This window comes from Vibrio sp. 10N.247.310.24 (assembly GCF_041467175.1).
Lineage (GTDB): Bacteria > Pseudomonadota > Gammaproteobacteria > Enterobacterales > Vibrionaceae > Vibrio > Vibrio tasmaniensis_A.
On record NZ_JBFSUD010000023.1, the window covers coordinates 37,594 to 62,753 of the forward strand.

Consider the following 25,160-nt stretch of genomic DNA (forward strand, 5'->3'; position numbering starts at 1 on the left):
CTTGGGCTATATAAGGGGTTAAAGGAACGTTTTTGTGCCCAAGCAGCGGCCAATGAATACCTAGTCTAGAATAAAAACATTTAACCCGTTCCTACTCTCTCGTACTGGCCTTATACCTGAAATTACATTCACTCTCGATGGATATCCTATGCCGAGATTAATATTTCCAGCCTTGAAATTGCAAGGCTTTTGGAATAGGGCTGTAACAAGGGTATTCAGTTTGCAGACCATATTCAAAAATAACCGAAGTTGACATTGCAAATGAAGATGAATAATTATATCGAGTAAACCTTTCAGGATTATTCTTCGCCGTCTTTTCAAGCACTGTCCAGATCATATCTTCAAGAAATTCAGGGTGGCGATTCGGATCGAGTGCCATCAAATCACGCATACAGAACCAGTTATTACCTCCTAGCTCTTGTTGGCGGGTAGCATTGCCGAAATATGCTTCTTGTAGTGCTCGCAGATGAGCTTTCAGAATTTTTGATTCCAGGGTGTCCGTCTCGTCAATGTGCTGCAAGAAGTAGGGCAGTTTGGTGATGTCTGCCATTGCTCTTTTAGGCATAGCTAACGTTGCTGTGTCATATTGCTCATGTATCTCGCTCAGCAGTTGAGTGAGCTCGGGAGAGTGGGGTTGAGCTTGCACGCTCGCACAAGTAAGCAGCAGTAATGGTAAGACTGTTTTCATGGTCATTCCTCCTTTAGATACCTGATCATAATACCAGTATTTAGGCGGTGCATAAAGTTCTTTTTTATGCACCTAGTTAAGTATTATTCTTTCGAGTTTTGTGTGTATCTTGGCACCGCAGGATAGGCTTGGTCGGAGGTGACGTATTCCGTCCTTTCGGGTCTAGTGATCTCCTTTTCTACCTGCGACTTGACTGTCAGTTCAATCATCGGCTCAGGTTTGATGATGGGTTTCTGCGCTTCCTCTTGTTGAAGTTTTACATCATCGGTAACCCCATCAAAGCGCGCTTGATTAAAGAGTCCGCCCGTTCCCTTGGTATGCAGCATCTCGGTGCGGGTGTGTGCCACGGTATCGACGGTACTAGCCCATCCTTTCTCCATCGTGTTGTTTTGCTCGGGTGTCAGTTCTGGTTGTTGGGTTGGGGTGGTGGTTTCATGCGCTTTCTCCATTGTTGCCACAATCTTCGCCGTGTCACCATCGAGTCCCGCCATGGTGGTGAACTCTTCAGTGCGTGTGTAGTATTGCCATTGCTCTTTCGCCTCGGCAATATCTTCCGGTTGGTAAGCGGTCATTAGGCGTTGGACGTCTGGTTTGTGCGGAACTGTGTTCTCCAAGTAATTCTGGAAGCCTTGAATCGCGTTGGCCGTAAAGCTGGCACTGCCAGAGTCTAGGCGCGTTTGAGTATTCGAGAGGGCGTTCAAGTCCGATTGGCTTTGCATCACGCTAGCACCAAGAGACTTGGTGTTGCTGGCATTAATTGCAAAATCATGCGCAAACTGCTCAACCGACGTTCGGGTGTCTTTATTGTCCACCTGCGTGCCGGCACTGGTCACGGCATTGGCCCCTTCGGTGTATTGCTGCGTGGCTTGCTCAAGCTGCTGCTTTTGCTCGGCATTCATATTGCTGTAAGCCGTACGTTCATCATCAGACCATTTCACACCACCACTGACCCCTAAATTGAAGGGCGATGCCCCTTTGCCTGTTCCTTTACCTGTTCCTAGGCCACCCTCGAAGCCGCCATAGACACTTTGCAGGTAAGCTTTTGATTGGTCTTTCGTCCAACCCGTTTGTTGAATCACGCTGTCAACCGCCGTTTGCATGTCATTCATACCTTGGCTGACTTGAGTATTAAAGCCACTGGTATTGCCTTCACCGTAAGCCAGGTTTTTACTCACACTATCATGCCAGCGGTCGCTCAGCGCGGCGCCTCCTTGGATGGTTTGACTCAGTTGGGTACTGGTTTGTTCAAGGTTTTGCTGCGTTTGATTGCGGGCATTCGCCACACTCTCTTGCAGCATGCTTTGCGTGTTGGCGCTGATGTTGCCGCGACTGGTGGTTTGTGAGCTGTCGTAGGTGGTGCGCCCATCTCCGTGTTGTGTGGTCACCGAGCCGTCTGGGTTTTGGGTGTAGCTGTGACCTTGGTTGGCGAGGGTATTGGTATCAAACTTATTGGCATGGGTGTTGTTCATGCTGTGGTTGTCAATCTGCATACTGCCAAAATCCAGATTACCCGTGGACGCTGCAGCGCTCGCTCTGGCATTGGTCGAGTTAATCATGCTCGAGAGCTGGTAGTTCATGCTCGACATGACTTCTTGACCGCCTTTTAAAATGCCTTTGGCTATCATAGGGACGCCTATCATCAATATACCCGTGATCCAGGCGAAGCGGCTGTGAAGCTCATCGGCGGCGTTCGCGTTGGAGAGGACGAGCCCTCCGAACTTACCCGAGACATCCGTAGACAGAGATTCCAATCCCCAAAGCTGAAAGCCGTTGATGATGGCAAACAAGGCTGGCCACGTGGCCAAAAAGGCAAACGTCCCAAAATAGTTTTTTAACACCATCATGGTCAAGCCAGGAATGACCGCGGCACCTGCAACAAAGAAGCCTAGGCACGCGAACAACATAAACATCATGGTATGGAGCATCGGCAAGTATTCTCTTGCCATCAAACCTAATGACGCCCACATTGAGGTGGTTTGCAGTTTATTGGTGGTATAAGCGTAATTGAGCGCAGCTTGCGTTGGGTCAAGGCTATCAAGGTTGTAGCGTAGCTCGTTCATCAGCATGTTTTGTTTGATGGTGCTGGACGCGCTGGTACTCATTCTAAAAAATTTGTCGTAGCTGCGGGTGAGTGACTGCACCACTTGCGGCTTATAACGGTCCGCGTCTTTACCAAGCAATTGATGCGCTAACAAGCTCATGTTTTTATTGGCGGCATCATCAAAGCGCTGCTTGATGATAGGGTAAGCTTCTTCACATCGCTTGTAGGTGCTTCGGCCGCCGCCTTCATCAAGATAAAGGGCGCGCAACGGGCTTTGCCTAACGCCGTCTAAAAAGGCAAAAATATCAGGGGCGGTAAAGAGTTCATCCCAGGTGTATTTCCCATTGATTCTCACATCCCCAATCATGCAGTTATGAAAGTAGTCTCGCCAGAGTTTTTGCAGCGCCAGCTCATTAATCCTGGATTGTCTTGAGAGCTGATACAGCTCAGAGCCAAACAACATCCCAGTACGACCATAACGCTCATCGTCGGAGGTGGTGAAAATGCCTTCCACACCTTCGGCCATCCCCACCATGATAGAAGAGAAAAAGTAAGTAGGCACGGCCACGAGGTAAGGGACATTATCCACCTTGTAAGCCTTACCCGGTTGCGTCTTATCAATGATGAGCATGTCGGCTTTCATGTTGATAAGAAACAGGGGTACGGCAAAGAACACCACCATCCATTTGATGAGGTCTTTGGGGTTACGTGACAGCATGAAGATAAACAAACTGGTGATAAGCCCCAGCATCATGCACATCTGTAAGTAATCCCCAAAGGTATTGGTTCTAAAAAAAGTGGCCAGCGCATTAAAGGCTTTGTTGACCACTTCGCCAGAAGTGTAAGTGTAATATTCGAGTATCATAGGTCAGTTCCCATAAGCCGGGGTAGGTTTGGTGGTCGTGCTGATTTCTTTTGTGCTTTGCTGCGTGGTCTTTCTTTGCGAATCAATCAGTTGATTGCGGTTGTTGAGCGCCTCAATGGCGTTCTCGGCCAGCCCCGCGGTAAAGCGTTTGGCGTTATCGATATCACGAGTGATGAGGGCGATGTCATCCTGGCTGTTGTTGGTGTTGGCCAAGGATTGGCGGGCAACATTTAACATGCTCACGAGGTACTGATTAAGCAGCTCCACCGCTATCATTCGCGAGTAGTTGCTGGTATCGGGGGTTTGATTGGCGGATAAGTCGTCAATAAAGAACTTGAGTACCGGCGTTTGAATCAGCTCCAGAAAACCCTCTTGTTGACGCGTGAGTCTTTGGTCGGTGGCTATCTTTTGCAGTATCGATTCCAGTTGTTTGCGTATCTGGTTTTGTATGCCGTTAGTTTGACTTATGGATAAGTTATTGCGCTTGGTAATGGTAATGCACGCATCTGGGCCTGTTTTGCGACACTGATAAACGTCAGCCTTGCCCCCTTCGAGCAGCACGTTGACGAGGTTGTTGTTGTCGGTCAAAAGGCTAGGGTAATAACGCGGATTGCCGTCTTTGTCGTACACGTAAGAGCCTGACAAACTCATCATGAATTGCGCTAGATTTTTGTCGGAGGACAAAAAAGCGTTATTCATGATCGCAGACCAGACCACGTTGTGATTGGTTTGGGTCATGTCTTTCAGGGCTGGATCCTTTTTGGCGTCCTTTAGCTGACCCGCTGCTTTGCCTCCTGCGCCACATTCCTGCTGCCCTTGAACCCAATCTGAGAAGGCGTTGTTTTGTGTACCAAGCGTCGCGCAGACATGCTTTTTGGTAGCAGGAGCGGCAAAGGCGGCCAGTCCACCGATGGACGCTTGCGCGGCTTCACAAGAGTTCACCGATTGATTGAGATATTTGTCGGCAATGGCTTGGAGATTGTCCAGATTTTGCTTGAGCTGCGGTGCCCAGGTTTGCAGGGCTAAGTTGACAATAAAAGGAGGGGCATTATGAATAATGGCTTTGCCCAGTTTCACCAGTTGGTCTGAGCTGATGTGTGAAAATCCCCCCATAAACATATCAATGCCAGTGCACCCGGTACTGATGGAGGGGACAGTGACGCTGACCAACTGTGCATCGACAATTTGATTACGCACAAACAAACTGCCACCGGTGTAGTAGTTGGCCGATTGCCCTTGGTAAGCCGTCGGGGTTGAGACGTTGGCGTTGTACCCTGAGTTATCAAAAAAGCGGGCCAGCGAGTGGTTGGTGTCGGCGTGACTTACGCCTGATAAGCTGATGAGAAATAAAGGAATAACTCGCTTATTCACCGCAACGGTGGACAAGTGGTGGAAAAGTGAGCGCTTCATTGGAGAGCCTCCTGCACTCGCGGATCGTTAAGGGCGTTCTGAATGCTTTTGGCAAGCGTGCTTTCTGGTACGTCTCCAATGCTCAGACGTGAGAACTTACGGCTGTTCACGTTCATTAAGAAGGTCGCAGGCATGACCGTTTTTCCCTGGCCTGGGAAAAAGGTCTTGCCTATCTCTGGTGTGACAGGAATAGGGACCTCAAACCCTGGAAGGCCCGGCCCATCAACAGAGAAGGCGTAAACCGGCAATTGAAATCGCTCGCCAAGACGAGTGATTTTAGGGGCGGTCTTATGGCAGTACGGGCAGGTGCTTTCAAAAAAGAACACTAGGGCATATTGGTTTTGCATGGCAGCGTGTGCGCTGGCGGCATGAATCAAAAAAGCAAGCACAAGGGTACGAAGAAATGGCATAGCGCCTCCTTACGTTTTAGGAAGAAATAAAAGAAAGTGAACATCCTTTAAGAGAGCGGCATGGACGAAGTCGGGGGATGTCGTATTAGACGTTGATTTAAGGTTGGGTTTATTGGCCATACTGGTTCTGTTTATGGCGTTTTTACATGGGTTGAGTGGCTTTAAAAATTCGATTGCTCAAAGTCGGTGGCGACGTTGTAAAAGCGCCCAATTAAATCATTTTGGCTTATCCAGCCGTACGCCAGTGGCTTCATCTCTCCAGTGCTTGGATGCACCAAAATCAAGGCGGGCGTAAAAGGCACCGTGACTTTTCCTTGGTTGTGGCGGTTTTCTTTGAGGTGAGTGATGAAGGTTTCATCATTACTGATCCCAAGGAGCTCAAAATGGTATTGGTCAGCAAACGCTTGAATGGACGGGGCGAGTTGCTGGCTTAGCGTATCTTTTCCTTCATAAACAAAGAAAAAGCCCCATCCGTCTTGTTTCATCTTTTCAACCGCGTCGGTTTTCTTCTTATCCTCCAGTGCTAAATACACTTGTCTTGCCGCTTGCTCTGTCGGATGGTCTTTGGTGTAAGAGAACTCAGGTCTTTCGAGCAGCAGCGCTTTAAAGGTCATGCCTAATTGGTCGGTTTGGTCCGTGATAAAATGATTCAACGCTAAAAATCTCGCTAACTTGTCTTTATCTTTAGGGTGAAGGACGGCATCGTTTTGCGCTTCGATATGCACCGAGTGAAACCAGGCCATTTGTTCGGTCGCCGATAACGTTTTAGGGCTTGAGACAGTCGTTTGAGTGTTATTTGGCAGTGGCTTTGGTTTGGGTTTGTCGGGCCTTGCTTTTGGTTCGTTGTACCATCGCCACCCTGGAGGAGGTTCCTGAGCAAGAGCGGGATGGAGGTGAGCAAGCAGCGTTAGGGTAATGACGTAAAGCCATGTTTTTTTCATCATCATAGGCCTTGGTTAAGTGCGGCAAAGCGATTAAGAGGTTACACACTTGGGTCTTTCGCGTAAGTGGCGCATCTGCTGTGGTGATGGATTGCGCAGCGTGAGTAAGTACTGAAGGTATTTATCGTGCAGCAAAGCGTGGTGTTTCGACCACATACCTTACTCACTACTAAAGTAGTGAGTCTGTTTCTCAATGTTTTCTATCAGCTCTCGATATTCATCCAGCCTTTTCGTGATGTCGGGATAGTGGTCTAGCTGTTTGATGTGTATCACATCACTTGGAATGAGGCGTAAAAGCGTCAAGGTGTTGAGTAAAAAATTTTGAAGGGGTTTGATAAGCATAACGATGTCCTTCTTGAGCATTGAGGTGTGTATGTCATGGTGTGCCGTTGGTATAGAGCCGCCTGTTATCCGCCCGTGGCACTTTGAAGTCGTTGCTTGATTTCATCAAAGTTGGGGAGCTTGGTGTTGGCACGCATTTCCGGGTAGAACTCTTTAAAATCAATGTGTTCAAAATTGATTTGACCCAGTTCTTCGGGCGTAATGGCGGCGCAGGTGGGATTTTTAGCACTGCCTAACCGTTTACCCAGTTGCTGAAGAGACCCTTGCTCTTGGATGATTTTGGCCAGCTTGTTGTCGTAAACGCAGTAACTGCGCTTTTTACGGGTGCAGACACCCAGCACTTTCTTGGCGCAGTATTGCCCCACGTACAGGGTTAAGCCTTTCTCTTTGGCTTCCCCCAGCGCTTCTTCCGCTTCGCTGCATTTCGCTCCCAATCCTTGCCCCCATCCTGAGTCTTTACAACAATCGTTGAAGCCCGCGAGTTTCTTACTGCACTTCATCGGCTTTCCCGTGAATATTTTGGGTGGGTCGCCGATGTCTTTCACGGCTTCGGCAAGCCCTGCCAGTGCCGCAACGGACTTATCAAAATTGTTATTCAATTTGGGCGCCTCCTCGTAACACTCCCCGTCAAGACAGAAGGAGTGCTCCCCACATTGCAGATCAGTGGCTCGGCATGTCTTCTCAACACAACGCTTTGTGACCTCTTGCTCGATGCACACCCCATTTTGCTTAAGGCGGCAATGTTGAGTTTGAGTCGTACAGTCTTTCGGGAGGTTTGCGCAGGTATTAGGGCGGTCACAATGATGGTCTATCCGATATTTCCAACAATTGAGCGTGGTGGGAATACCATTAATGGTGCGGGTGGCTCGACCTTCAATGCATTGCTGATGAGTGACATTGCACGAATTCATCAGGCGGCATTGTGTTCGCCAGGTCATGGTGTTCTTGATGCAGTTCCCGCCGGATAAGGTGAACCCGTTTGAGCAGCTTAGCGTGGCTTTTTTCGTTTGTGTGGTGGGTCGACAAATCTCGTAGCGTTTATCCCAGTGTTCGCTCGCTTGCCAATTAACGTGATCGGTCTGTTTTAACTCGCCAAGCGTGTAGCCTTGGTTGGGAGAGACTTGCTTCCCGCCCCATAAATACGTGGTTCCTGACGATGAAAAAATGCCATCACCTCCCGTTTGCCTCACATAATGTTTATTATTGTATCGGCATTGTGGGAAGGGGCGTTGGCAATCAATCCCTTGTTTTGTCCAGCCGGATGGACAACGGTAGATCACCTTGCTGGTGACCACGGAGGCGACAGGGACTTTGTCACACGGGACCGGGTTGTGAGTCGGTCGGTGACATTGTTTTGTGATGTTATCGATGACGCATTGGGAGCCGCTCTCACAATCCACATAGGCATTTGAGATACCATGAGTGATTTCAAAAGCATTCTCTTGGCCAAGTAAGGCAAAGCGCATCGCCGGGTCGTCTTTAACATCGGGTCGACCTTTATTGAAGTTCGCGTTGATGTCTTGAGCCAATCCATTGGTCACAAACTCTGTCCCTTTTTGTGCATTGATATCACCGTCTGACAGTCTTGACTCTTTTGGACTGCGGATCTCTTGTCGACACGTGGCGTCTTTGCAATAGTCATCGACATTGAGCGGAAGCGCATGAGGCGTGAGAGCTTGGCTTGCCGTTTGCTTCGCCCAATTGGCGCTCTCGGTAAAGGTGTGTTGTTCGCTGGCAAGAGCGAGAGTAGATAAAAAACTGAGCGTGAGCGCAGCCCAGAGGTCAATGCGCATATAGAGCACCTCATCAAAAATTGGGGTGAGAGAGGGTTATTGGGCATAGAGCGTGCGCAACAGTGGGTGAATGTTTTGCTGCGCATCCCCGGCCGCGAGGTAATCCAGAGCTTGGTAAAGTGAAATGTTGCCGTAAAGGATGTCGTAGTCACTGGCTTTGCAAGGCTGCTTAGGTAAGCAGCGGTTTTGTTTGACCGAAACAAAGGCCGGTACGTGCTGAATATCAAATTGCTTAAACCAATCGGGGCTGATGGAAAAGCCGCTTTGAATGGGCGCCTTATTGGGTGAGCGTATCAAGGCCTCGATTCGCTTGACCGTGGCCGGAAAACCTTCAGGTAAGACACCGCGTATCACCAGTGGCACGCCTAAGTGGGCACTTTGCATCAGAAGCTGCTTGAGCGCGGTCTTGGGCATGGTGAGTGACACAAACACCATCACCCCTTTTGGGGCTTGGTCAGGGTGGCGCGTGGGTTTTTGTCGCCCCAATAAAGGGGAAAGACTCTCTTCTTGTATCAAATCTTGAACCTTGCGGCTGAGAGTCAGCGCTTCTTCTCGATAAGCCTGGGCTTTATTTTGTATGTCGTCCGTAGGCCACGTCTTCGCCGCCTCCGGTTGTTGAGTCATTTTTTGCTCAAGCTTGGCAAAAGCTTTGAGCTCTTGCTCAGTGTAAGCCTGGGTGGGTAACGCAATAAAAAAACACAGAAAAACAAGAGAGCGCCTAAAGGTGCTCTCAAAAGATGGAATGGTCATAGTAACCTCTTCATTATGGCCGCTGAAAGGGTGGGTAGAGGGTGTGAGCGTTTTGGAAGCTGATTGACAGCACCTTACGAGCATTGAGATCGCGACAAAACGAGAAGCAAAACTGCGAGAGCGGGAAACAGCAGTAAATGTGCTTGTTGTTGGCGATCTCTGTTTTTAAAAAATCGGTAAGGGAGTCAGGGTGACTGGCAATAAATAGGTCCGTTTCATTTTTGTGGGGAAGAATGGGCATCATCGCGTCACCTTATAAAAAGACACAGTTGCGCTTTCGCCATTGTACAAAACCAAAGTTATCCCCTGTCACCGGGTTGTCATGGCCGGCTTCCCAGAGTGTGGTTGTCGTGGTGTACGGGTGACACCAGGCGGCATCGGGAATAGGCCCTGACATTTGATACCGATAACGAGATTTTGGCAAAATAGGATCGGGATATTGATAACAAATCGCGCCATCTTCGCCGCGCGTCTCCCAGATGATTCCTTGCCGGTGCAGTTTGTAGTTCAGCTTTTCCATCAAGAGTGTCGCCGCCTGGATGGGCGTGTCTCGATAGTTGGTGGTGCCGGTGAGCGGATAGGCACTGCCCTGTGAGCCTAAACACCAAAATAAAGCATCAATAGGTAAGGCAGCGTTAGTGGAGGTCAACAGGGCTTCGGGCACGCAAGCAAGCTGCGCAACCAAGTTACCAAACAGTAACGCTTCGGGATTGAGAATGAGGGATAACTCATCGTCGTCCCAAAGTGGGTCAATTTCCGTCATGTAGGCCACATCAAAAACGTCCGTGGCCATGCAGGCGGTGGATTGCATCAGTTGCAGCCAATAAATGACGGGGTACTTATACCAATGGGCGTGATAAAAGCCTCCGTCACTGCTGTCACTCTCACGGGCGGTCACGCGCCCACCGATACGCTGAGTGTTAGCGCCGGACATTTGCACGCCCATGTTCACCATACAGTAAGGGACGCGCGTGATATCGGTTAAGGCATAAGGCTCCCAATAGCCAATGTTGATGCCTATTTGCACAAAGATAGGCGGCGGTTTAGGGCAATAAGAGATAGGCAGTGTGGGATTGGGCGTATCGGGGTACTTAGAGGGCATGACGGTGGCTGAGCCTATCGTCATCGGAAACAAGCAATCCCAACAAATATCGGTCATGGGGTTAATAAAACGGCTTTTACACGCCGCACTGGCTGCTAGGGTTGATGGGGCAATAAAAACCAATAGGCAGCACAACAGTAAACGAAAGTGTCGTTGTGTCATGGGGTGTCCTTTTTCCACGCCGAGCGTGGTACTCCTTTTGTCTCGACAAGAGGCTTCGCCCCATTATCGCCGCCAAAAGCGAGCTTGGTTAAGAGAAAAAAGCGTCATACTGGAAGCATGATCAAGGGAGGTGCGCACTTCCAATGCGATGTCATTGTTATTGCTCTATCGCCAAGGGGTGCAAACCCGATACGTTCACCTCATCGATGCGCCAGCGCGTGCCTTCTTGGTAGGCAATCGCTGGGACGTGAGTAATGTTAAGCGATTGGGTTAAGTGGCCTTGCTGCGCAAAATACATTCTTGCGTCCAATAAGGTCGCCATTTTATTCGGGCTGCCTCCTGTCAGTACCCACTTGATTGGCTTGGCGTTTTGATACTCGCTGGCGAACCTTCGTTGCTGCGCGTCTCTGGCATCAAAAAAGACCAGCACCTTACTTAACTCAAATCGTGGTAGAACGTTTTGACCGTCGACCTTTGGCCAAGTGCGGGGTTCAAAGGGGTTCACTCTGGTGCCCGCTTTGGCAATCACGGCTCCTGTAGTGGGGGCGATAATGTCTTTAGGGAGGGTGATGCTTGGGTCAACGTAAAAGGTGCGGGGGTTGATCGTGGTGGTTAAGCCTGCAACGGGCGGTGGGTTTTCAATGCTTTGCTTGGCGCGCTCCGTGAACTCGTTTTGCATGTCCGCTAATTGACCACTGGCCTCAAACCCTTTCAGTCTTTGGTCAATCCACTCCAGCATGTCAATCTCACCGATGGGGAAGATAGGGGCCACTTGGCCCAAGTTCTTTCCAGCGGCATTTGTCGTTGCCAGTCCAGCGACCAAAAGAAAAAGGGGGGATTTAAGCGCTCGCCCCAATGGCTTGATTAAAGGCGTCAATGTCTTTGCCATAAAAGTGCCTAGAGGTTTGCTCAATGGCGCGCTCCAGTGAGTGGCCTTGTTTATAAAGATTTTCACAATACTCAAACTCCTTAGGCTCGGTTGAGAACATGGCGCGTTTCACCGGAGAGGCGAAAAAGCGGTGATAGGTGACATGGCCACCCGCTTTGATGCGCGCACTGCTGTATCCCGCTTCGGCAGACGGAGCGAAACTTTTAATGAGGCGCTGCTCAAACGGTGAGAAGGCATCCGGGTTTTGGATCAGATACTCATCAAACCCTTCCCCTTGACGAAGAATGATGTGGATATCGGAGTTGTTGTAGCAGGCTTTGGCTTCCTCGTTGCTAAAGAAGTCTTCAATCCCTTGAGTCACTGTACAAAAAGCGCCGCCGAACTTACGGGCGGTGCGATAACCGGTGTTGATGAACTCCCTCGCTTGCTCGTTTGCCCCAGAGAGGAGGCTCCAGGCTTCTTCAATGATGCACAGCTTTGGGGTAGAGCGAGAGCCAGCCAGGTACATCTGCTGGTTAATCGACACCATCAACGCAAAAATCACGGGTCTGAGCACAGCAGGCGGAAACCCATCCAGCTCCAGCGTGGTGATTTCCACACTGGGGTCGAGCATGGAGGGCTTGTTGAACACATCTTTGTACATGCCGTCGGTGCAGAACTTTTTCAGTTGCACCGCAATGTCTTTGATGCGTCGGTCGCTTTCTTCTCCAGCAATCTCAATCAAGGCGTCTCTGACATCATCCACCAAGGCTTGATTACCTTTACGCTCCCATGCCGTCACTATCGCATCGCCTAAGACGCTTTGTTGAAACGCCGTCAGTGGGACGTAGGGTGACGCGATGGTGGCAAACAACGCCGTGATATTATCGAGCGCTTCCATCATGGGGTCGACCGGTCTACCGTCATCATCCACAAACTCAAACTCAGCACTTTGCATGGCGCCTAAATGCGTGAAGGGATTTAAGAAGATGTTGGCGTGCGTCATGTACGTCCCCCCAAGGCTGAGCGTCAATTTTTTATAGCTGGCCCCTTTATCGAGGATCCACACTTTACCGCCCATGGCGTAAACCGTTTCGGCAATCTCTTGAACCAGAAAGCTTTTCCCTGCGCCTGAGCCGCCAGTCAGTGCGATATTTTGGTTATCACTGCCACAGGTGAAAGGGTTAAAGAAAGAAATTTGCTGGCGCATCGTGGGCAGTAATACGCCGCCTTTTAACTGACAAAAATCCATGATGAGAGGGAAGAGGTTCACCAGATTAGAGCTTTTTAACGTGCGAACTCGGCCGGCTTTTTTACAATCGCCCCACAACCCTTCGCTCATCATAAAAGGCAACGTTGAAAGCAGCGCTTGTGGCTGATTCATTTTCAGGGGAATGATATCAAGGCCAGCATGGCTGAATGACTCCTTCGCCGCTTGGGTGTCTTTTTTCTGGTGGGTCTTATCGGTAAACAGGGAGACCGTGAGTACCATAGACGCAATGGTAAACTCTTTAGACAACAGACCTTTTTGTAGGGCTTTTCGCTCTTTGAGCTCATCTTCCGCTGTTGGAGCCAGCAGCGCCATTTGGCTGTTCACCGTCTTGGTTAAGTCTTTTATCTTATTATCGTTATCCGCATTTTGCTTACCGGTTGGCTCATTACGAAAGCTCAACGTGACGCGGTGAGGGCAAGTGATATTACGAGAAACGTTGCGAAGAGAAGAAAAGGCCTCAGGTAAGGCGTACAAGCGATAATCCCCAGGCAGACGAGAAAGTCCCAAATTGACCAGCCGTGTGCGCACCTCCTCCCCTTGGTCATTGGTATGACGGGTGGCGATATGGCCACGATGCGTTAACGCTTCGGTATCGGGAGAGAGGGCTTGCAGGTTCAAAGGCTCTAACGGGTTGTAGCCTTTTTCCTTTGGCCGGTCTTGTCGTTTATCAAAGTTTAAGATATCACTCACATCGGTCAGCAACATCTCAGGCGTGACGGGCAGTAAATCAAAACCAAGCTGCGCCAGTCCTGTCTCTAGAGTCATTCGCGCATCAAGCAGCTCTTGTGGGTCTTTTTCCGTGGTGGAGACAAAAAAGAACGCGTCGTAATCGCGCAAATCAAAGCGATTGTTTTTTTGTCGGTGTAAAAAACCGTGCTGCGCGGCGTAGTGGGCGTAAATGGCGTCATCGTTAGCCAGCTTCTGGCAGATACCGCCTCGCTGACTGAGTAGAGCTTGGTTTCCTTCGAGATAGTGCGCCACTCGGTTGTGACCAAACAGCTGCACTTGATAGTCCCATTTATCTCCTGCAGGCAAATCCCCCATGAGGTGGCTTAACGACTGAATTAAATCGTCGTTAGCGCCCCCAAGGACACTGATTTTAAAGCCAAAACCGCGAGAGTGGGTATTGTCGAACACCCGCTCAATGGGATCGTAATCTCGATACGGCAGTTCATGGTGAAGGTGGTTTTGGGCTTGCTTGGCCTCTTGAAATAAGGCGGATAAGCCACTGCGTGAGGTGGAAAACATGGGGGGACCCCTTTTTCTATTTTTTACCAAAACAAAGACAATGGCCAACTGACACTTTGCATTGCTTCATCACTGAGTTGAAGGCGGTGAGCAAGCTCACGATGCCCTTTTTTTTGTAAGCATTCGTATAGGCTGAGTTTGAGTGGAGAAAGGCGCGTCTCTGAAGCGATCTCTTTTTCGATTTTAATGTTAGGGTGCACGGCACAATCTTGGACCGCTTGATGGAGCGCCCCCTTATCTAGAGAGGGCTGAGACTCGATGTAGCGCGCCACAACGTGATCTCTGGCGTCATCGTGCGAGGTGATAAACTGCGCCACTTGTGCCAAGGCGCTGCTCAGTAATGCGCCCCATAATATCGCGCCCGTGATAACAATGATTTTTAAGGTTCGTTTCATTATTTTTTCCTAATCAATCTTTCCAAATCGCGCGCGCAGGGCGCCCAGACCAACGGCTATCGTCTAAGACAAAGTAAACATCCATCGTATCGATGTAGTGATTGTCTTTGTCGATGAAAGGGAAGACGGTGAGTTTTTTAACGTCTTCTTGGCTTCGCTCTGGCTCCCCCTCTCGATTGCGCCTTGGCAGTAAGGTAAAGGCGGAAGGTGGGGCGAGACGCGCTTGAGAAGAGACCGTGGCGTTACCACTGCCTCCGGTATAACCGTATAGGTTGTCTCGAACTTCGCTCATGGTGACGCAACCTGAAACGCCGCCGACCTGATCGCAACTGTATTCGCTCTCAAAGCCCGCGCTACAACCGGTCAGACCTAAGAGTATCGATAGTGAAAACAAAGCGTGCCTATTCATGGTGATTCCTCACGCCCAAAGCCCACGCGGCTTAACCCTTGTTGGGTGATTTTTTGCGCTAATGGGTTGATGGGGGCGGTTTGAGTGGTTGGTGGAAAAGAGGAGGCGTTGGTGATGACATCCAAGAGCTGATTGCTGTTGGAGACTTGCTCACGCTGCTCATTCATGCGCGTTTCGTATTCATCGGCCAGCAATGGATCTAATGGAAAGCCTTCCAAAAAGACAATATTGACGATGGCACCAGGATTGACTTCCACTATCGGATGATAGAGTTCGGCCAGTTTGATGTAGTAGTCCGCCAATTTGCTGCCAACGTTCTCCGTGGCGCCGCCAAGCAGATTCAAGCCAATTTTATCGCTGTTGATGCTTTGACTTGGGCCGAGCGCCGTCGGTGTCGTGGTTTGTGCCAGCGCTTTACCTGCATCCCCTACGCCTTGCAAGATCCCCGCAATGCCGGCCATTTGAACGATCTTACCGTTTTTCAAAATGGTGGTACCGCGAATACCATTGCGACCAAAGTTAAACACGGTCGCATTGACGGGGATATCGAGAATATCGCCATTGGGTTGTATGCAGCTCATTCTACTGGTGCGAGCGACGCCGCGGCTGGATGAGATCTCACCGTAGACGGCGCCGGTGATCGTGCAATCCTTCAATTTAGAGGCCTGACCGTTGGGTAAGACCCCCTGATTGACTGTCTGAAAGACAATCGGTGAGGTATCCCCTTGTCCAGAGACGCCCCCATTAGCATCAGCGCCGCCGGTAATTACGGCGGTCACAAAGGTGCCGGTTGGCACGTAGTTATCGGTCGTGCGACGGGATTGTTTCTCCTCGACACTGGCTTGCCAGTGAAATTCAAAGCTATCAAAGGCATCACCACTAAAGGCCACATCATCTTGCTCTTGGTACTGGAACTCATTCACCTTGGCGTTATCCATGTTGCTATTAATGGCCGGTCTTGGGGGCAGTTTGTATTGGCCAAAGGTGTCTCCCTGGTTGGTCTCGATGCCGTGTTGAGTCGAAGGATCGCCTGCCTTGAGGGGTGAGGCTAATTGCGTCTCAAGCTGCGCCTTGAGCGCGTCAACTTCATCGAGCTTTTGTTGCATCTGCTGCTCAAGCTCTGTCAGTTGCGATTTTGTATCGCGCTCATTGGCCTTTTTAATGTTCTCTAACTCAGAGGTTAAGCTTTGTCCAAAGCGACTTAATGTGCCTTCAAACCGCGCTAAGCTTTGTTCTATTTGGTTGATTTTGTCTTGTTGAAACGTCAGGGCGGACTGGTTGTCTTTGTCGGTAAAATCATCGGTGACGACAGCGCCAAATCCGACATCTTGAATGCCCTTGCTTGGCGCTTGGGGAGACAGTGTTAACCGCCAAACAACAAAAGCCAGGGCGGTCAATATCAGCAATACCGTGAGCGTAATGGTGCGATTGCGCTTTCTTGTCACGGCATTGATCGTGCCGCCGTCTTCAAAGTCCCCGTCGGTGTCTTTGAAGACGCGTTTCTTAAAACGGCCCAAGGCGTCTTTTTGTTTATCGAGCATGGGTGGCGCCTCCTCCAGTAATGAGATAGAGCGTGGTAGTTTGCCCAGGTTTTAATTGATAGGCATCGAGCGCGGCTGAGCGTGCGGAATAGCTGTAGAACTGCGCGGTGGTCAGCGCCATGTCACTGCGGCTTTGATTTTTGAGCTGATAAACCACCCCAGAATAATGACGGCCCACGAAGACCGTTTGAGGGATGATGGCCAGCGACGCTTCATCTTTGGGTAAGGTTTTGGGATCAACGTCGTGACGTTTAAAACCAGCAATGGGAGCGCCATCATGGACAAAACGTATCATGGCTTTGGTGAGCGCTGTCATGGCGGCGGGATAATCCGCCGCCTGCTCAATCGGGCTTTGCTGCTCTTTGTAATTTTGCGACCAAACAAACTCCGTGACCAAAGATGGTGTAGCTTTGGGGGTAATAAACAGCGCAAACAATCGCCCTTTCTCTGTCGTCAGGTGCGCGGTAAACGGTAAGGGAAGGTTAATTTTTAAGGTGATGGAGCCGGAAGCGTCTTTTTGGTTGCCCGTTGAGGTGCAAAACCCTTTCGGGCAGACGATCGAAATAATACGGTCATTGTTGACCAGTAAACGGTTCACGTTAATGGAAGAGAGTGACAAGGGGATCGTGTCGCCTTCGTCAAACTCATAGCTCACCATGGCGGCATTTTCAGCCAGGGCAAAAGAGGGGATGAAAAAGACCACCCAAAGCGCGATGGATAAAAAATAAGGGTGCCATTGCTGCGATGGGGTGAATGATTGCTCATAAAGATTCATCGGTGTTGACCTCGACTTCTTCAATGGAGAGTAAACCTATGACGCCTTGGTCATAGCTAAAGTTGACTTGATACCACTTCATCTCCGGATCTAGTGCGCGTTGGCCTACGTGCTTTTGGAGTTTCCCGTAGAGTTGTACTTGGAGAGTGTCGAGAGAAATTCGGACCAACTCGACAGAAAATTGGCTGCTGATGTTATCTTTTTTAACCACCGTGGCTTCTCGAAGCAGCTTAGGTTGAACGTTGTACCAGCTTGTCTCGTCTAAATATTCAAGTAACTGACCAAACTGACGTCCAACGCTTGCCGGCGTGATGTTGAGTTTCAGGTAGAGAAGATAATCCGCCATTTGCTCAAGATAAGGTTCATCGACCGCGCCATCTGACACCGTAAAGGCTTGAGAGAGGGTGGGCGGGACGAGGGTTCGGCTTTGATGGGTAAGAGCTTGATAACTGGTGTAACCCAACACCAGGTTAGTGATAAGCATGACAAGAAAACCTGCACTCAAAAAAAGATTGAGGAGGCTTTTGACGGCCAGCTTATCCCGTTTAACAAACGGATCCATGATGAAGGGTCTCCTTAGAAAATCCAGTAACGACGACAGGCTGAGGGGGTACGCTTAAAGAGGGTGGGATGGACAAAGGAAGCCCCCCACCAATAAAGTGACAGGGTAACGATGCTGTCACCGTATTGCGCTTTGATGTAACGTAATCCCCCAAACCAAGCCAGCGATAACGTCAGTCCTATCATTTCGTGTTTAAGCCAGAATGAGAGGCCAAAAATGCAGAGGGCAGGCACGAGTTCATCAACTGGGAACCCGAGCCAGCGACGACCTTTGTTCATGTGTTTTGGAATAGAAAAAAACTGATGAGGGTCTTCCATTGTGACTCCTTAGCCTAAGCCGACGAGTGGTGCTCCAACATTCCACAAGACTGAGCCACCAATGAACCCGCCAACGGCCGCAAACCAGTTACGGCTCATCAGTCCAGTAACGACCGCCCCCGCAAGCCCAGTCCCCAGCATCGCGGTTTCAACCGCAGAGCCTTTGCCCGCCGAGTCTTTCATGGCTTGTTTACCTGACGCGAAGATATCGGCAGCCAGAGCGGGCTGAGTGATAAGAAGTGTCGAGACAGCAACGCCAAGCCCGACAAGGAGGGTGCGCTGGGTGCGTGTTTTCATAATAAATATCCTTATTGAGTGATAAATTTATCAAGTACATGGTCAGGATGGAGGGAAAGGGGGCTCCCTCCCACATCCTTAAGAAAACATCGAAGATTTCGCGTACTTCAAACCACGATTACGGCTCACATGTTGCTTCCAATTTTGAGCGCTAATGATGGTGTTCTTAAGCTTCCGATAACGTTTTTTACAAGCATTATTTGAGGTTGGGAGAGTGAGACGATTAACTGACTGAGCTTGTTTTTGAACCGCAACCAAATGAACGCCCTTCCAACAGAAAGGAAATGCAAGGTGCCCAGTAAAAGGCAACAAAGCGGCAAACGCCATGTGTTCACGCCCAACCGTTCCCAGTTCTTTGACGCTGACAAAATCACCTTGTTCAACAAAGTGGCCTAATAAACTCACGGCCTCATCTTCACGACAATATCCGTAGATAATCTGCATCGTTCACACTCCTTGTTAGGACATTGTTTTGTTCTTTTAAAAAACAAAACGATGGGCTCTCTTTCAAGAGCCGTGCTACAAACTGGCTTGAGCATTCTTGTAGTAGAATGCGCACATCCAAAGGATGTGGTGTCTGGTATTCCCAAGTAACTCTATTTCACCACTCAACCAGCGTGCTTAATTGAGTAGAAAAACAGCCTTGGACGTCGCCCCAGAGAGGGCTCCTGAATTTGTTAGGCATATTACGCAGGCCTGCGCCCCTCTGCGGCGCTTTTTGCAATCGTGAAGGCAGCCCACCTTCGAGGCCATCTGAGGTAATAATCCCAGACGGCAATCTCATTCGTTACAGCGACCAATTAGGAAAACGTTTGAGGTGATCTTCTAATCGAAGTTTCCCTTCGCGCTTTTTGGCCCGCTCTGCTCTTTTCGCCGAGAGCGTTAACGTTTTATTCGCCTTTGATGAGAGATTAAAAGCGATACCGACTTCCTTGTTCTCAACCCTACATTCTGATTTAAAATTCATACAAAAGTCTTCCTAAATAGAAAAAACCGAAACGCTCTCGTTTAGACCGAAACATCAATGATGTCATGTAATCGCTCACTGGCGTCTAATTTTGTTGAGTTTGTGACTTACTTATCATTTCTTGAATTTAACATAATCTAAATAATACGCACCAAATTAAGGTGCTGATTTTAAAGAAAATAAATGGGTTTTTAATGTTGGCGCTATTGTTATTAGACATAATTAATATATTAATTATTTTAATTTCACTCCCTCAATGTGCTATAAATTTTTCTAAGGTTATTTGTTATCTTTTTGTTATTTATCGGTTTTTTATCCGTGCGTATTATTTAGATTATGTAAAGGGAAAAACCACAAGGTTACTTAAAGATTGAAATATCAGGCGACGCTGCGCTATACTTGCTTTAGGTCGTTAAGGTTAAAACACACTACATTGGCTGCTAACCAGTAGTGCCCTATGTAGTGTGTTTTTTCTAAGATTTAGAGTGTGTTAGAGGTGGTACTCTGACCATATAGCACTTGCAAAAAAGCCGTCTCCCCAACAGTAGACGGCTTTTTTGTGTCTAAAAAACCAGCGTTTGATTTCTTTTCTCGGTTGAGATAGGTTGAAATTTCACCGTTTGGACGACCAATCCGAACAGCTCTAAAAACTGTTGGACCTCAAAATATGACTCCTTTGACTCAGCCTTGGCGTGGGCTAAAGCCCAAACAACACATTCTCAATCACACCGCTTGTTTATCCCTCGGGATGAAGTGCTATGTGTTTTAAACGTGGACGGTGAATGTTATGAAGACGCCTGGACACGACTCCTCCCCTCCCCCGCTCGATAAATCGAGTTACGATGCGCAGTATCGCCGTAAGCGTAAGGCTCGCAAACTGGATTTGATTGAATTGTATCAACGTGTCGTTGAAGAAGAGAACGCGCGGAACCCTAAGACGCCTTTTGAGATCGGATTCAAGTCTCGCCGGTTGCTTCGAAGCGGTAAGGTAGAAACCCTACCGCCAGAATACGCGCGGATCTTAAAAGGGTGTGAAGAATTTATTACCAACCCCAATCGTTTCCCGTCACTTAATGCATGGGGCGGTGAAGCGGTGAATAATGTGCAGTGTCGCACCTTAATTGCGAAAGTATTAGCGTGCACTCTGCCGAACACAGACCTCATTGGAGGGCGCATCGGTTTGCCCACCGAAGCGGGATTGAAAACCATCAGCTACGACCAGCTTCAAGAAGATTATGCGTTGCGCTTTGGAGAGTTTATTTCGCCGAAGTCCTTTGCTAAAGCGGTGAAGTATCTAAAGCGTGCCAGCTATTTTCACAGTGAGCGGATCAATGTGTGTGTCGACCAAGACGAAGGGACGATACGCAGTGCACCCGCGTACAAACAGTTTACACCTCGCTTCTTTAATGACTTAAAAGTCGTGCGTTACACCAACATCAGCGAATTGATCCTCGCAACACGGGAACGCCAGACAAAGAAAGGACTGAGCTTTCAATGGCTCTCTTTCCGTAAGATAGCGTCAGGGATACAAGAGATCTTCAATGCGTCAACGTTAAACACCTATGCGCAATCAACCTCAGCCTTCTTTAGTGAGTATCAACCGGACCTGGCCCCTAATTAAAAAGACACGTTCGTCTCCGCGAAGGCGGAGGGATCAGCACGTCTGAACCTTAGCCTACCCTGCTCTATCTCTCATTTTTCTGGTTTCTCCCAACAGGTTATTCAGGGTTATCTTGCGCACGCAGTCTCATTCGGAAGGGATTTCTCTATTCACGGTTTTTTATAAGAAAGGCCGTGCAAGAAAGGAAGGATAAAAAAGACCGCTACAATGGCCATCAATAAGGGGCTGCGCTTATGAACACTACGTATAAAGATAAATAATTAAATCAATAGAAAAATAAATACTTAAGGACAAGCAAAAAAAACGGCGCGGCAACCTTCTTTTGTCATACGACAGGGACCTTCTTCGATTAAACGCTGAGTCAGGTGGCTCCCTTTCATCATCTCCTTACTTAACGTCCACCTTCATCCGGATGGTATGGCTTAGCAGGGCGAGGGTTTTTAGTGCTGTCAATATTGCAGCCTAAAAAGAGCAGTATGGCGCTGTGAGAGGCTTTCTTCTTAATTTCATTAAATGGTCACGGTTCTTATTCAGCCGCTTAAGCTTACTGCTTTACAAAATGAATGGCCCCTTGAATACTAAGATTAGCGTTTCGATTTATCAGCGTCAGAGGGTAATTCAAACTCAGGGAGCATAAATTAGTATTACTTCGAGGTGTTTCTCTTCTTACGCTGTTAGCCTAGAAAAACACATGGGTTACTAGAAGAGAAAAGGACGGATATGACACTTCCTATTTTTCACTCAAACAACGGAAGGTGGAGTGTCGGTGGGTGTGGCTCAGTATGTTCCAGAACTAAATGCGGCGGTCGGTTACTTGCAAAACAACCGTAACATGAACATGAAAATCGCAATTTCAGTTAAACCACAGAACCCTACAGTGCATTTGGTGATTGGCCACAAGAGTAATGTAGAGAAAGAATATCCATCGCAAGCCTAACTGTATCGGATCTCACAGACCTTTGTACTACTCATCTAATGAACAGTTAGGAGCGTTATATGTTGTTGTCTTGGTTTAGCGACGACTACCCATCGGCCTTATTGTTATCATATTCAGGTACTAATTGAGTGAGGGGAATGATCGCCTCACCCAACTTTCATTGTGACAACGTCACAAAAAAGACCGAAAGACTACGGTTATTACCTTCCTTGAAGCCCTTATATAACGTTCTGGTCAGAGTTTTATAAAATATTCAACGTTTTACTGCCCACTTTTAAATCGACTCTCTTTATACCCAAGCGATAAAGGCAAGAGAGTACGTCATTTTGAAAAACATTGTATTGACTACGATTTAGAAGTAATAAAAATTCTTCTAACAAGTATCGTTTTTGAGCAAGCTGATAAAAATCACTTATCCTTTGCTTTACATCCAAGTCAATAACAGCGACTTCCAGGCGAGATTGATTCTTCTCAAATAAAAAACTAATCGGCCATTTTGACACAGAAAACCTCCATTATGTGTGAATTATAAAAACAGTCGTTACCGCTCGAAGGGAAAATTAGAGCAACATTTCTTCTTTAATTCCTACTTTGATTAATGCCGCCTTCTCAATCGCTGTTAGTTCTGAAAGCTCACTAACGAAATCACAATCCTTGAACCGAACGTCGGTCGCTTCACCCAACTTTTCACTCAAAGCAGTCATCAAGCCTTCTACTAGGCCACTGAAACGCATGGCAGTCGAGATTAAAACATTGTCACCTTGCGCCAAATCTGACGACGGAACTTTTTCAGCAACCAACCCAAAAACGCCTCGTAAACGCTGACCAAATGCACCTTCCAATTGCGTTAATGTCGCTTTCAGGTCACTTTTCGACATTTGATCCAAAGCTGAACTCATTAAATCCCCATCAAAACGAGCATGAGCATTCGCATCAAGCGCGTCTTCAGGTTTTTTTGCCGTTTTTTCATGCCATTGCAAGGCCGATGTATCAATAAAACCTTGTAAACCTTGCATAGTGGCGCTTACATTTGGACGTTTGTGTGAAAGTGAGTCCACTATTAATCCTAGATGCCCTGAATAATTTTTCTCTTGTTTAGGGACAGTAGAAAGCGCCAGTTCACGAACTAGACTCAGATCCCCTTTATTCAAGGCGATATTCTGAATAAATTTAAATGAAATATTGCCTTCGCTTAGCGCATCTTGTAGCTTATTTATTGTTTCACTAGATAGTGATGGTGTTAAATTCGCTGTTACTCGTGTAGACAAGTAACTCACCGAATCCAGTGCTGTTTTCTTACTATTATCCTTAGCTGAACCACTTCTAATACCTAAATCATTATCAGTTTCAGAACTAACAGCAATCGTCCTGACAGAATGCTCGCTCGAGCTTTGTTTCTGTGTTTCCGGCTCAAAATAAGAACTAATAGCCTCTTTAAGTCCACCAACTTGAGCAGTTAATTTTCGGTCATTGAATAGGTTTCAGCGACAATGGCGAGTTTAGTTTGAGCAGACCACTGCTCTGATGAAGTGTTGCTCTTTGGCACGGTGGCTCCTGAACTTCTGAGTTGCGGGCGCCAATAATACAGGGTCGCAGTGCTAATTCCTTCCTCTTCGGACACTTCTTTAACTGACATCGAATAGGGAGGCAACAGCTTCTTCAATATAGCTTCTTTTCTTTCTACTGAGATACGAGACACAATTACTCTTTATCGCCCAAACTGGTTAAATTTTAACAGTGACAACTACCCTGCCAGATAGGGATATTGTGAACCCAGATTTAGACACAAGAACAGCTCCCGATTGGGAGCCGTTCCCCTTTCAAAAATGATAATGTGCTTTCACACTATCATTCTCCTTTAGCAGCTTTATTATCTTTGGTGCTTGTCTCTTCAGCCTTATGCTCTAATACATCACAGTTTTTATTGATAGTGATGGACTTAGGCTTCATAGCTTCAGGTATCTCTTTCACCAGAGTAATAGTTAACAATCCGTTAGAAAGATCTGCATCCGTAACTTCAACATAATCAGCTAAGTTGAACTTACGTTCGAATGTACGATTGGCGATACCCTGATACAGATATTTATTTTCTTTATCAGCACATTTTTGCCCACGTACACTTAGCACGCTCTTTTCTACTTGAATATCAAGCTCTTCCTGAGTAAATCCGGCTACGGCCAGGGTGATGGCATAGCGATTCTCTTTTAGAACTTCAATGTTATATGGTGGGTAACCGTTGATAGCAGTTTCACTGGTCATGGCATGATCAATTAATGATGCTAGACGGTCAAACCCAACACTACTACGGTATAGTGGAGATAGGTCAATTGAGCTCATAATATATCCTCCATAAGAAGCAATACAAAATAAAAACAAGAGTGATGAAAAGGCCTCTTGATAAGACAACCTTTTCAAGGTTTTTTATAGTGTTTACGAACAATTATTTCAATAGTTTTTATATAGCAATTTCTCATTGAATTAGTTTTTTTATATGAAATTGTTATATCCTATCTATAATGACGAGACAAAAATAGTTCATAATTAGACGGTCTCTCTACTCTCTGATGGGCAATATTCCACGATATGAATTACGCGGGTTGATCTGCTCCAGTCAGACTGGACACTTAGCTAAGCGACATTTCGCTTTTCAAAGTTCATTGGGCTTAGGTACCCAAGAGCACTGTGCCTTCTCGTTCGATTATAATCAACTTCTATGTACTCGAAGATCGTTTGGCGCATCTGCTCTCTCGTCATAATTGGCTCATATTGAATTGCTTCAACTTTCAGTGAATGGAAGAAGCTCTCAACACATGCGTTATCCCAACAGTTCCCTTTTCTACTCATACTTTGTTTTAAATTATAAGTGCTTATGAGGTCTCGATAGTCTTTCGAACAGTACTGACTACCTCGATCGCTATGAGTTATGACATGCTCAGGGAACCCTCGACGGAATAAAGCCATCGACAAAGCATCACAGACCAGTGAGGCCGTCATTCTCGTATCCATAGACCAACCAATAACTTGCCTTGAATAAAGGTCAATAATGACAGCTAAGTACAGCCAGCCTTCGCTTGTGGCAACATAAGTGATGTCTCCTGCCCATTTTTGATTCGGAGCCGTTGCGTTAAAATCTTGAGCGAGCAAGTTCGGAGCAACGGGCATTTTATGCTTACTGTCCGTTGTACACTTAAACTTGCGAGCTGCTTTCGCTACTAAATCCTGACGTTTCATACTGGCGGCAATGGTCTTAACATTATGGTTATCACCGCTCTCTGCCAGTTCTTTCTGAATACGTCTTGAGCCATCTCGCTCTTTGCTAACGTCAAAGGCTTCTTTTACCTTGGTATCAAACTTTTGGCGCTCTGTCTCACGTTGAATCGCCTTGTGGCGGTTCTCAACCCAATAATAAAACCCACTTCGAGAAACTCTGAACACCTTAGCCATAC

The 25,160-nt window shown here is 47.7% G+C and carries 27 protein-coding genes; 2 read left to right on the forward strand and 25 right to left on the reverse strand.

Annotation, left to right across the window (positions count from 1 at the left end):
* Positions 1-157: 157 nt before the first annotated feature.
* The 20 genes from AB6E08_RS09625 to AB6E08_RS09720 all read right to left on the reverse strand — a co-directional run bounded on the left by AB6E08_RS09625 (position 158) and on the right by AB6E08_RS09720 (position 19,156).
* On the reverse strand, positions 158-688 hold the full coding sequence (locus AB6E08_RS09625; protein WP_371708654.1) for a hypothetical protein: 531 nt from the start codon (positions 686-688) through the stop codon (positions 158-160).
* An 83-nt stretch (positions 689-771) separates the two neighbouring features.
* Entirely contained in the window at positions 772-3,594 is a 2,823-nt protein-coding gene (traG, locus tag AB6E08_RS09630) for a conjugal transfer mating-pair stabilization protein TraG (RefSeq protein WP_372065184.1), read from the reverse strand.
* A 3-nt stretch (positions 3,595-3,597) separates the two neighbouring features.
* A complete protein-coding gene (locus AB6E08_RS09635) occupies positions 3,598-5,004 on the reverse strand; it encodes a conjugal transfer protein TraH (RefSeq protein WP_371714841.1) in 1,407 nt (468 codons plus the stop codon).
* Positions 5,001-5,414, reverse strand: a complete 414-nt coding sequence (gene trbB / locus AB6E08_RS09640; protein WP_372029375.1) for a type-F conjugative transfer system pilin assembly thiol-disulfide isomerase TrbB — start codon at positions 5,412-5,414, stop codon at positions 5,001-5,003. The genes AB6E08_RS09635 and trbB overlap by 4 nt, the downstream gene beginning before the upstream one ends.
* 161 nt (positions 5,415-5,575) lie before the next feature.
* Positions 5,576-6,361, reverse strand: a complete 786-nt coding sequence (gene traF, locus AB6E08_RS09645) for a type-F conjugative transfer system pilin assembly protein TraF (protein ID WP_305373625.1) — start codon at positions 6,359-6,361, stop codon at positions 5,576-5,578.
* A 153-nt stretch (positions 6,362-6,514) separates the two neighbouring features.
* Positions 6,515-6,697, reverse strand: coding sequence for a hypothetical protein (locus tag AB6E08_RS09650; protein ID WP_017096425.1), 183 nt, complete (start codon positions 6,695-6,697; stop codon positions 6,515-6,517).
* A gap of 65 nt (positions 6,698-6,762) precedes the next feature.
* On the reverse strand, positions 6,763-8,490 hold the full coding sequence (traN, locus tag AB6E08_RS09655; protein WP_372065179.1) for a type-F conjugative transfer system mating-pair stabilization protein TraN: 1,728 nt from the start codon (positions 8,488-8,490) through the stop codon (positions 6,763-6,765).
* Between the two features lie 36 nt (positions 8,491-8,526).
* Positions 8,527-9,240, reverse strand: coding sequence for a type-F conjugative transfer system pilin assembly protein TrbC (gene trbC / locus AB6E08_RS09660; RefSeq protein ID WP_305373620.1), 714 nt, complete (start codon positions 9,238-9,240; stop codon positions 8,527-8,529).
* A 253-nt stretch (positions 9,241-9,493) separates the two neighbouring features.
* Positions 9,494-10,504 carry a conjugal transfer pilus assembly protein TraU gene (gene traU, locus AB6E08_RS09665; protein ID WP_016800096.1) on the reverse strand — a complete coding sequence of 337 codons (1,011 nt, stop codon included), beginning with the start codon at positions 10,502-10,504 and terminating at the stop codon, positions 9,494-9,496.
* Between the two features lie 157 nt (positions 10,505-10,661).
* On the reverse strand, positions 10,662-11,393 hold the full coding sequence (gene traW, locus AB6E08_RS09670) for a type-F conjugative transfer system protein TraW (RefSeq protein ID WP_076647800.1): 732 nt from the start codon (positions 11,391-11,393) through the stop codon (positions 10,662-10,664).
* Positions 11,344-13,893, reverse strand: a complete 2,550-nt coding sequence (traC, locus tag AB6E08_RS09675) for a type IV secretion system protein TraC (protein WP_102488787.1) — start codon at positions 13,891-13,893, stop codon at positions 11,344-11,346. Before traC ends, traW begins: the two co-directional genes overlap by 50 nt.
* A gap of 23 nt (positions 13,894-13,916) precedes the next feature.
* Entirely contained in the window at positions 13,917-14,288 is a 372-nt protein-coding gene (locus tag AB6E08_RS09680) for a hypothetical protein (RefSeq protein WP_017096872.1), read from the reverse strand.
* 13 nt (positions 14,289-14,301) lie between these two features.
* Complete coding sequence (gene traV, locus AB6E08_RS09685) at positions 14,302-14,697, reverse strand: type IV conjugative transfer system lipoprotein TraV (protein ID WP_305373616.1); 396 nt, start codon at positions 14,695-14,697, stop codon at positions 14,302-14,304.
* Positions 14,694-16,238, reverse strand: coding sequence for a TrbI/VirB10 family protein (locus tag AB6E08_RS09690; RefSeq protein WP_305373614.1), 1,545 nt, complete (start codon positions 16,236-16,238; stop codon positions 14,694-14,696). Before AB6E08_RS09690 ends, traV begins: the two co-directional genes overlap by 4 nt.
* Positions 16,228-17,013, reverse strand: a complete 786-nt coding sequence (traK, locus tag AB6E08_RS09695; RefSeq protein WP_017096434.1) for a type-F conjugative transfer system secretin TraK — start codon at positions 17,011-17,013, stop codon at positions 16,228-16,230. The genes AB6E08_RS09690 and traK overlap by 11 nt, the downstream gene beginning before the upstream one ends.
* Positions 17,000-17,575, reverse strand: coding sequence for a type IV conjugative transfer system protein TraE (gene traE / locus AB6E08_RS09700; protein WP_016800090.1), 576 nt, complete (start codon positions 17,573-17,575; stop codon positions 17,000-17,002). Before traE ends, traK begins: the two co-directional genes overlap by 14 nt.
* A 14-nt stretch (positions 17,576-17,589) precedes the next feature.
* Positions 17,590-17,892: a type IV conjugative transfer system protein TraL gene (gene traL / locus AB6E08_RS09705; protein WP_372065171.1), complete on the reverse strand. Its 303-nt coding sequence runs from the start codon at positions 17,890-17,892 to the stop codon at positions 17,590-17,592.
* A gap of 9 nt (positions 17,893-17,901) precedes the next feature.
* Positions 17,902-18,189, reverse strand: a complete 288-nt coding sequence (traA, locus tag AB6E08_RS09710; RefSeq protein ID WP_102482413.1) for a type IV conjugative transfer system pilin TraA — start codon at positions 18,187-18,189, stop codon at positions 17,902-17,904.
* Between the two features lie 78 nt (positions 18,190-18,267).
* On the reverse strand, positions 18,268-18,633 hold the full coding sequence (locus tag AB6E08_RS09715) for a hypothetical protein (protein WP_017098539.1): 366 nt from the start codon (positions 18,631-18,633) through the stop codon (positions 18,268-18,270).
* Between the two features lie 343 nt (positions 18,634-18,976).
* Complete coding sequence (locus AB6E08_RS09720; protein WP_017097351.1) at positions 18,977-19,156, reverse strand: TraY domain-containing protein; 180 nt, start codon at positions 19,154-19,156, stop codon at positions 18,977-18,979.
* A 787-nt stretch (positions 19,157-19,943) separates the two neighbouring features.
* On the opposite strand from AB6E08_RS09720, the gene AB6E08_RS09725 reads away from it, so the two are divergent.
* Together AB6E08_RS09725 and AB6E08_RS09730 are read left to right on the forward strand one after the other, a co-directional pair.
* Positions 19,944-20,777, forward strand: coding sequence for a hypothetical protein (locus AB6E08_RS09725; RefSeq protein WP_372065168.1), 834 nt, complete (start codon positions 19,944-19,946; stop codon positions 20,775-20,777).
* Positions 20,778-21,537: 760 nt separating this feature from the next.
* Positions 21,538-21,714, forward strand: a complete 177-nt coding sequence (locus tag AB6E08_RS09730; protein ID WP_157936399.1) for a hypothetical protein — start codon at positions 21,538-21,540, stop codon at positions 21,712-21,714.
* A gap of 242 nt (positions 21,715-21,956) precedes the next feature.
* Here the strand turns inward: AB6E08_RS09730 and AB6E08_RS09735 are convergent, their stop codons facing one another.
* The 5 genes from AB6E08_RS09735 to AB6E08_RS09755 all read right to left on the reverse strand — a co-directional run.
* Entirely contained in the window at positions 21,957-22,217 is a 261-nt protein-coding gene (locus tag AB6E08_RS09735) for a hypothetical protein (protein WP_017098102.1), read from the reverse strand.
* Between the two features lie 57 nt (positions 22,218-22,274).
* Entirely contained in the window at positions 22,275-22,982 is a 708-nt protein-coding gene (locus AB6E08_RS09740; RefSeq protein WP_241910257.1) for a hypothetical protein, read from the reverse strand.
* Positions 22,983-23,170: 188 nt separating this feature from the next.
* Positions 23,171-23,413, reverse strand: a complete 243-nt coding sequence (locus tag AB6E08_RS09745; RefSeq protein ID WP_032499864.1) for a transposase — start codon at positions 23,411-23,413, stop codon at positions 23,171-23,173.
* A gap of 149 nt (positions 23,414-23,562) precedes the next feature.
* Entirely contained in the window at positions 23,563-24,051 is a 489-nt protein-coding gene (locus tag AB6E08_RS09750; RefSeq protein WP_017098606.1) for an Hsp20 family protein, read from the reverse strand.
* Positions 24,052-24,342: 291 nt separating this feature from the next.
* Positions 24,343-25,160, reverse strand: an 818-nt coding sequence (locus AB6E08_RS09755) for an IS3 family transposase (protein WP_032499393.1), incomplete at its 5' end; no start/stop codon positions are given.

Bases quoted from the DNA above. Each gene is read 5' to 3' on its own strand.
- AB6E08_RS09625 (WP_371708654.1), bottom strand. From the start codon at position 688: ATGAAAACAGTCTTACCATTACTGCTGCTTACTTGTGCGAGCGTGCAA.
- traG (WP_372065184.1), bottom strand. From the start codon at position 3,594: ATGATACTCGAATATTACACTTACACTTCTGGCGAAGTGGTCAACAAA.
- AB6E08_RS09635 (WP_371714841.1), bottom strand. From the start codon at position 5,004: ATGAAGCGCTCACTTTTCCACCACTTGTCCACCGTTGCGGTGAATAAG.
- trbB (WP_372029375.1), bottom strand. From the start codon at position 5,414: ATGCCATTTCTTCGTACCCTTGTGCTTGCTTTTTTGATTCATGCCGCC.
- traF (WP_305373625.1), bottom strand. From the start codon at position 6,361: ATGATGATGAAAAAAACATGGCTTTACGTCATTACCCTAACGCTGCTT.
- AB6E08_RS09650 (WP_017096425.1), bottom strand. From the start codon at position 6,697: ATGCTTATCAAACCCCTTCAAAATTTTTTACTCAACACCTTGACGCTT.
- traN (WP_372065179.1), bottom strand. From the start codon at position 8,490: ATGCGCATTGACCTCTGGGCTGCGCTCACGCTCAGTTTTTTATCTACT.
- trbC (WP_305373620.1), bottom strand. From the start codon at position 9,240: ATGACCATTCCATCTTTTGAGAGCACCTTTAGGCGCTCTCTTGTTTTT.
- traU (WP_016800096.1), bottom strand. From the start codon at position 10,504: ATGACACAACGACACTTTCGTTTACTGTTGTGCTGCCTATTGGTTTTT.
- traW (WP_076647800.1), bottom strand. From the start codon at position 11,393: ATGGCAAAGACATTGACGCCTTTAATCAAGCCATTGGGGCGAGCGCTT.
- traC (WP_102488787.1), bottom strand. From the start codon at position 13,893: ATGTTTTCCACCTCACGCAGTGGCTTATCCGCCTTATTTCAAGAGGCC.
- AB6E08_RS09680 (WP_017096872.1), bottom strand. From the start codon at position 14,288: ATGAAACGAACCTTAAAAATCATTGTTATCACGGGCGCGATATTATGG.
- traV (WP_305373616.1), bottom strand. From the start codon at position 14,697: ATGAATAGGCACGCTTTGTTTTCACTATCGATACTCTTAGGTCTGACC.
- AB6E08_RS09690 (WP_305373614.1), bottom strand. From the start codon at position 16,238: ATGCTCGATAAACAAAAAGACGCCTTGGGCCGTTTTAAGAAACGCGTC.
- traK (WP_017096434.1), bottom strand. From the start codon at position 17,013: ATGAATCTTTATGAGCAATCATTCACCCCATCGCAGCAATGGCACCCT.
- traE (WP_016800090.1), bottom strand. From the start codon at position 17,575: ATGGATCCGTTTGTTAAACGGGATAAGCTGGCCGTCAAAAGCCTCCTC.
- traL (WP_372065171.1), bottom strand. From the start codon at position 17,892: ATGGAAGACCCTCATCAGTTTTTTTCTATTCCAAAACACATGAACAAA.
- traA (WP_102482413.1), bottom strand. From the start codon at position 18,189: ATGAAAACACGCACCCAGCGCACCCTCCTTGTCGGGCTTGGCGTTGCT.
- AB6E08_RS09715 (WP_017098539.1), bottom strand. From the start codon at position 18,633: ATGCAGATTATCTACGGATATTGTCGTGAAGATGAGGCCGTGAGTTTA.
- AB6E08_RS09720 (WP_017097351.1), bottom strand. From the start codon at position 19,156: ATGAATTTTAAATCAGAATGTAGGGTTGAGAACAAGGAAGTCGGTATC.
- AB6E08_RS09725 (WP_372065168.1), top strand. From the start codon at position 19,944: ATGAAGACGCCTGGACACGACTCCTCCCCTCCCCCGCTCGATAAATCG.
- AB6E08_RS09750 (WP_017098606.1), bottom strand. From the start codon at position 24,051: ATGAGCTCAATTGACCTATCTCCACTATACCGTAGTAGTGTTGGGTTT.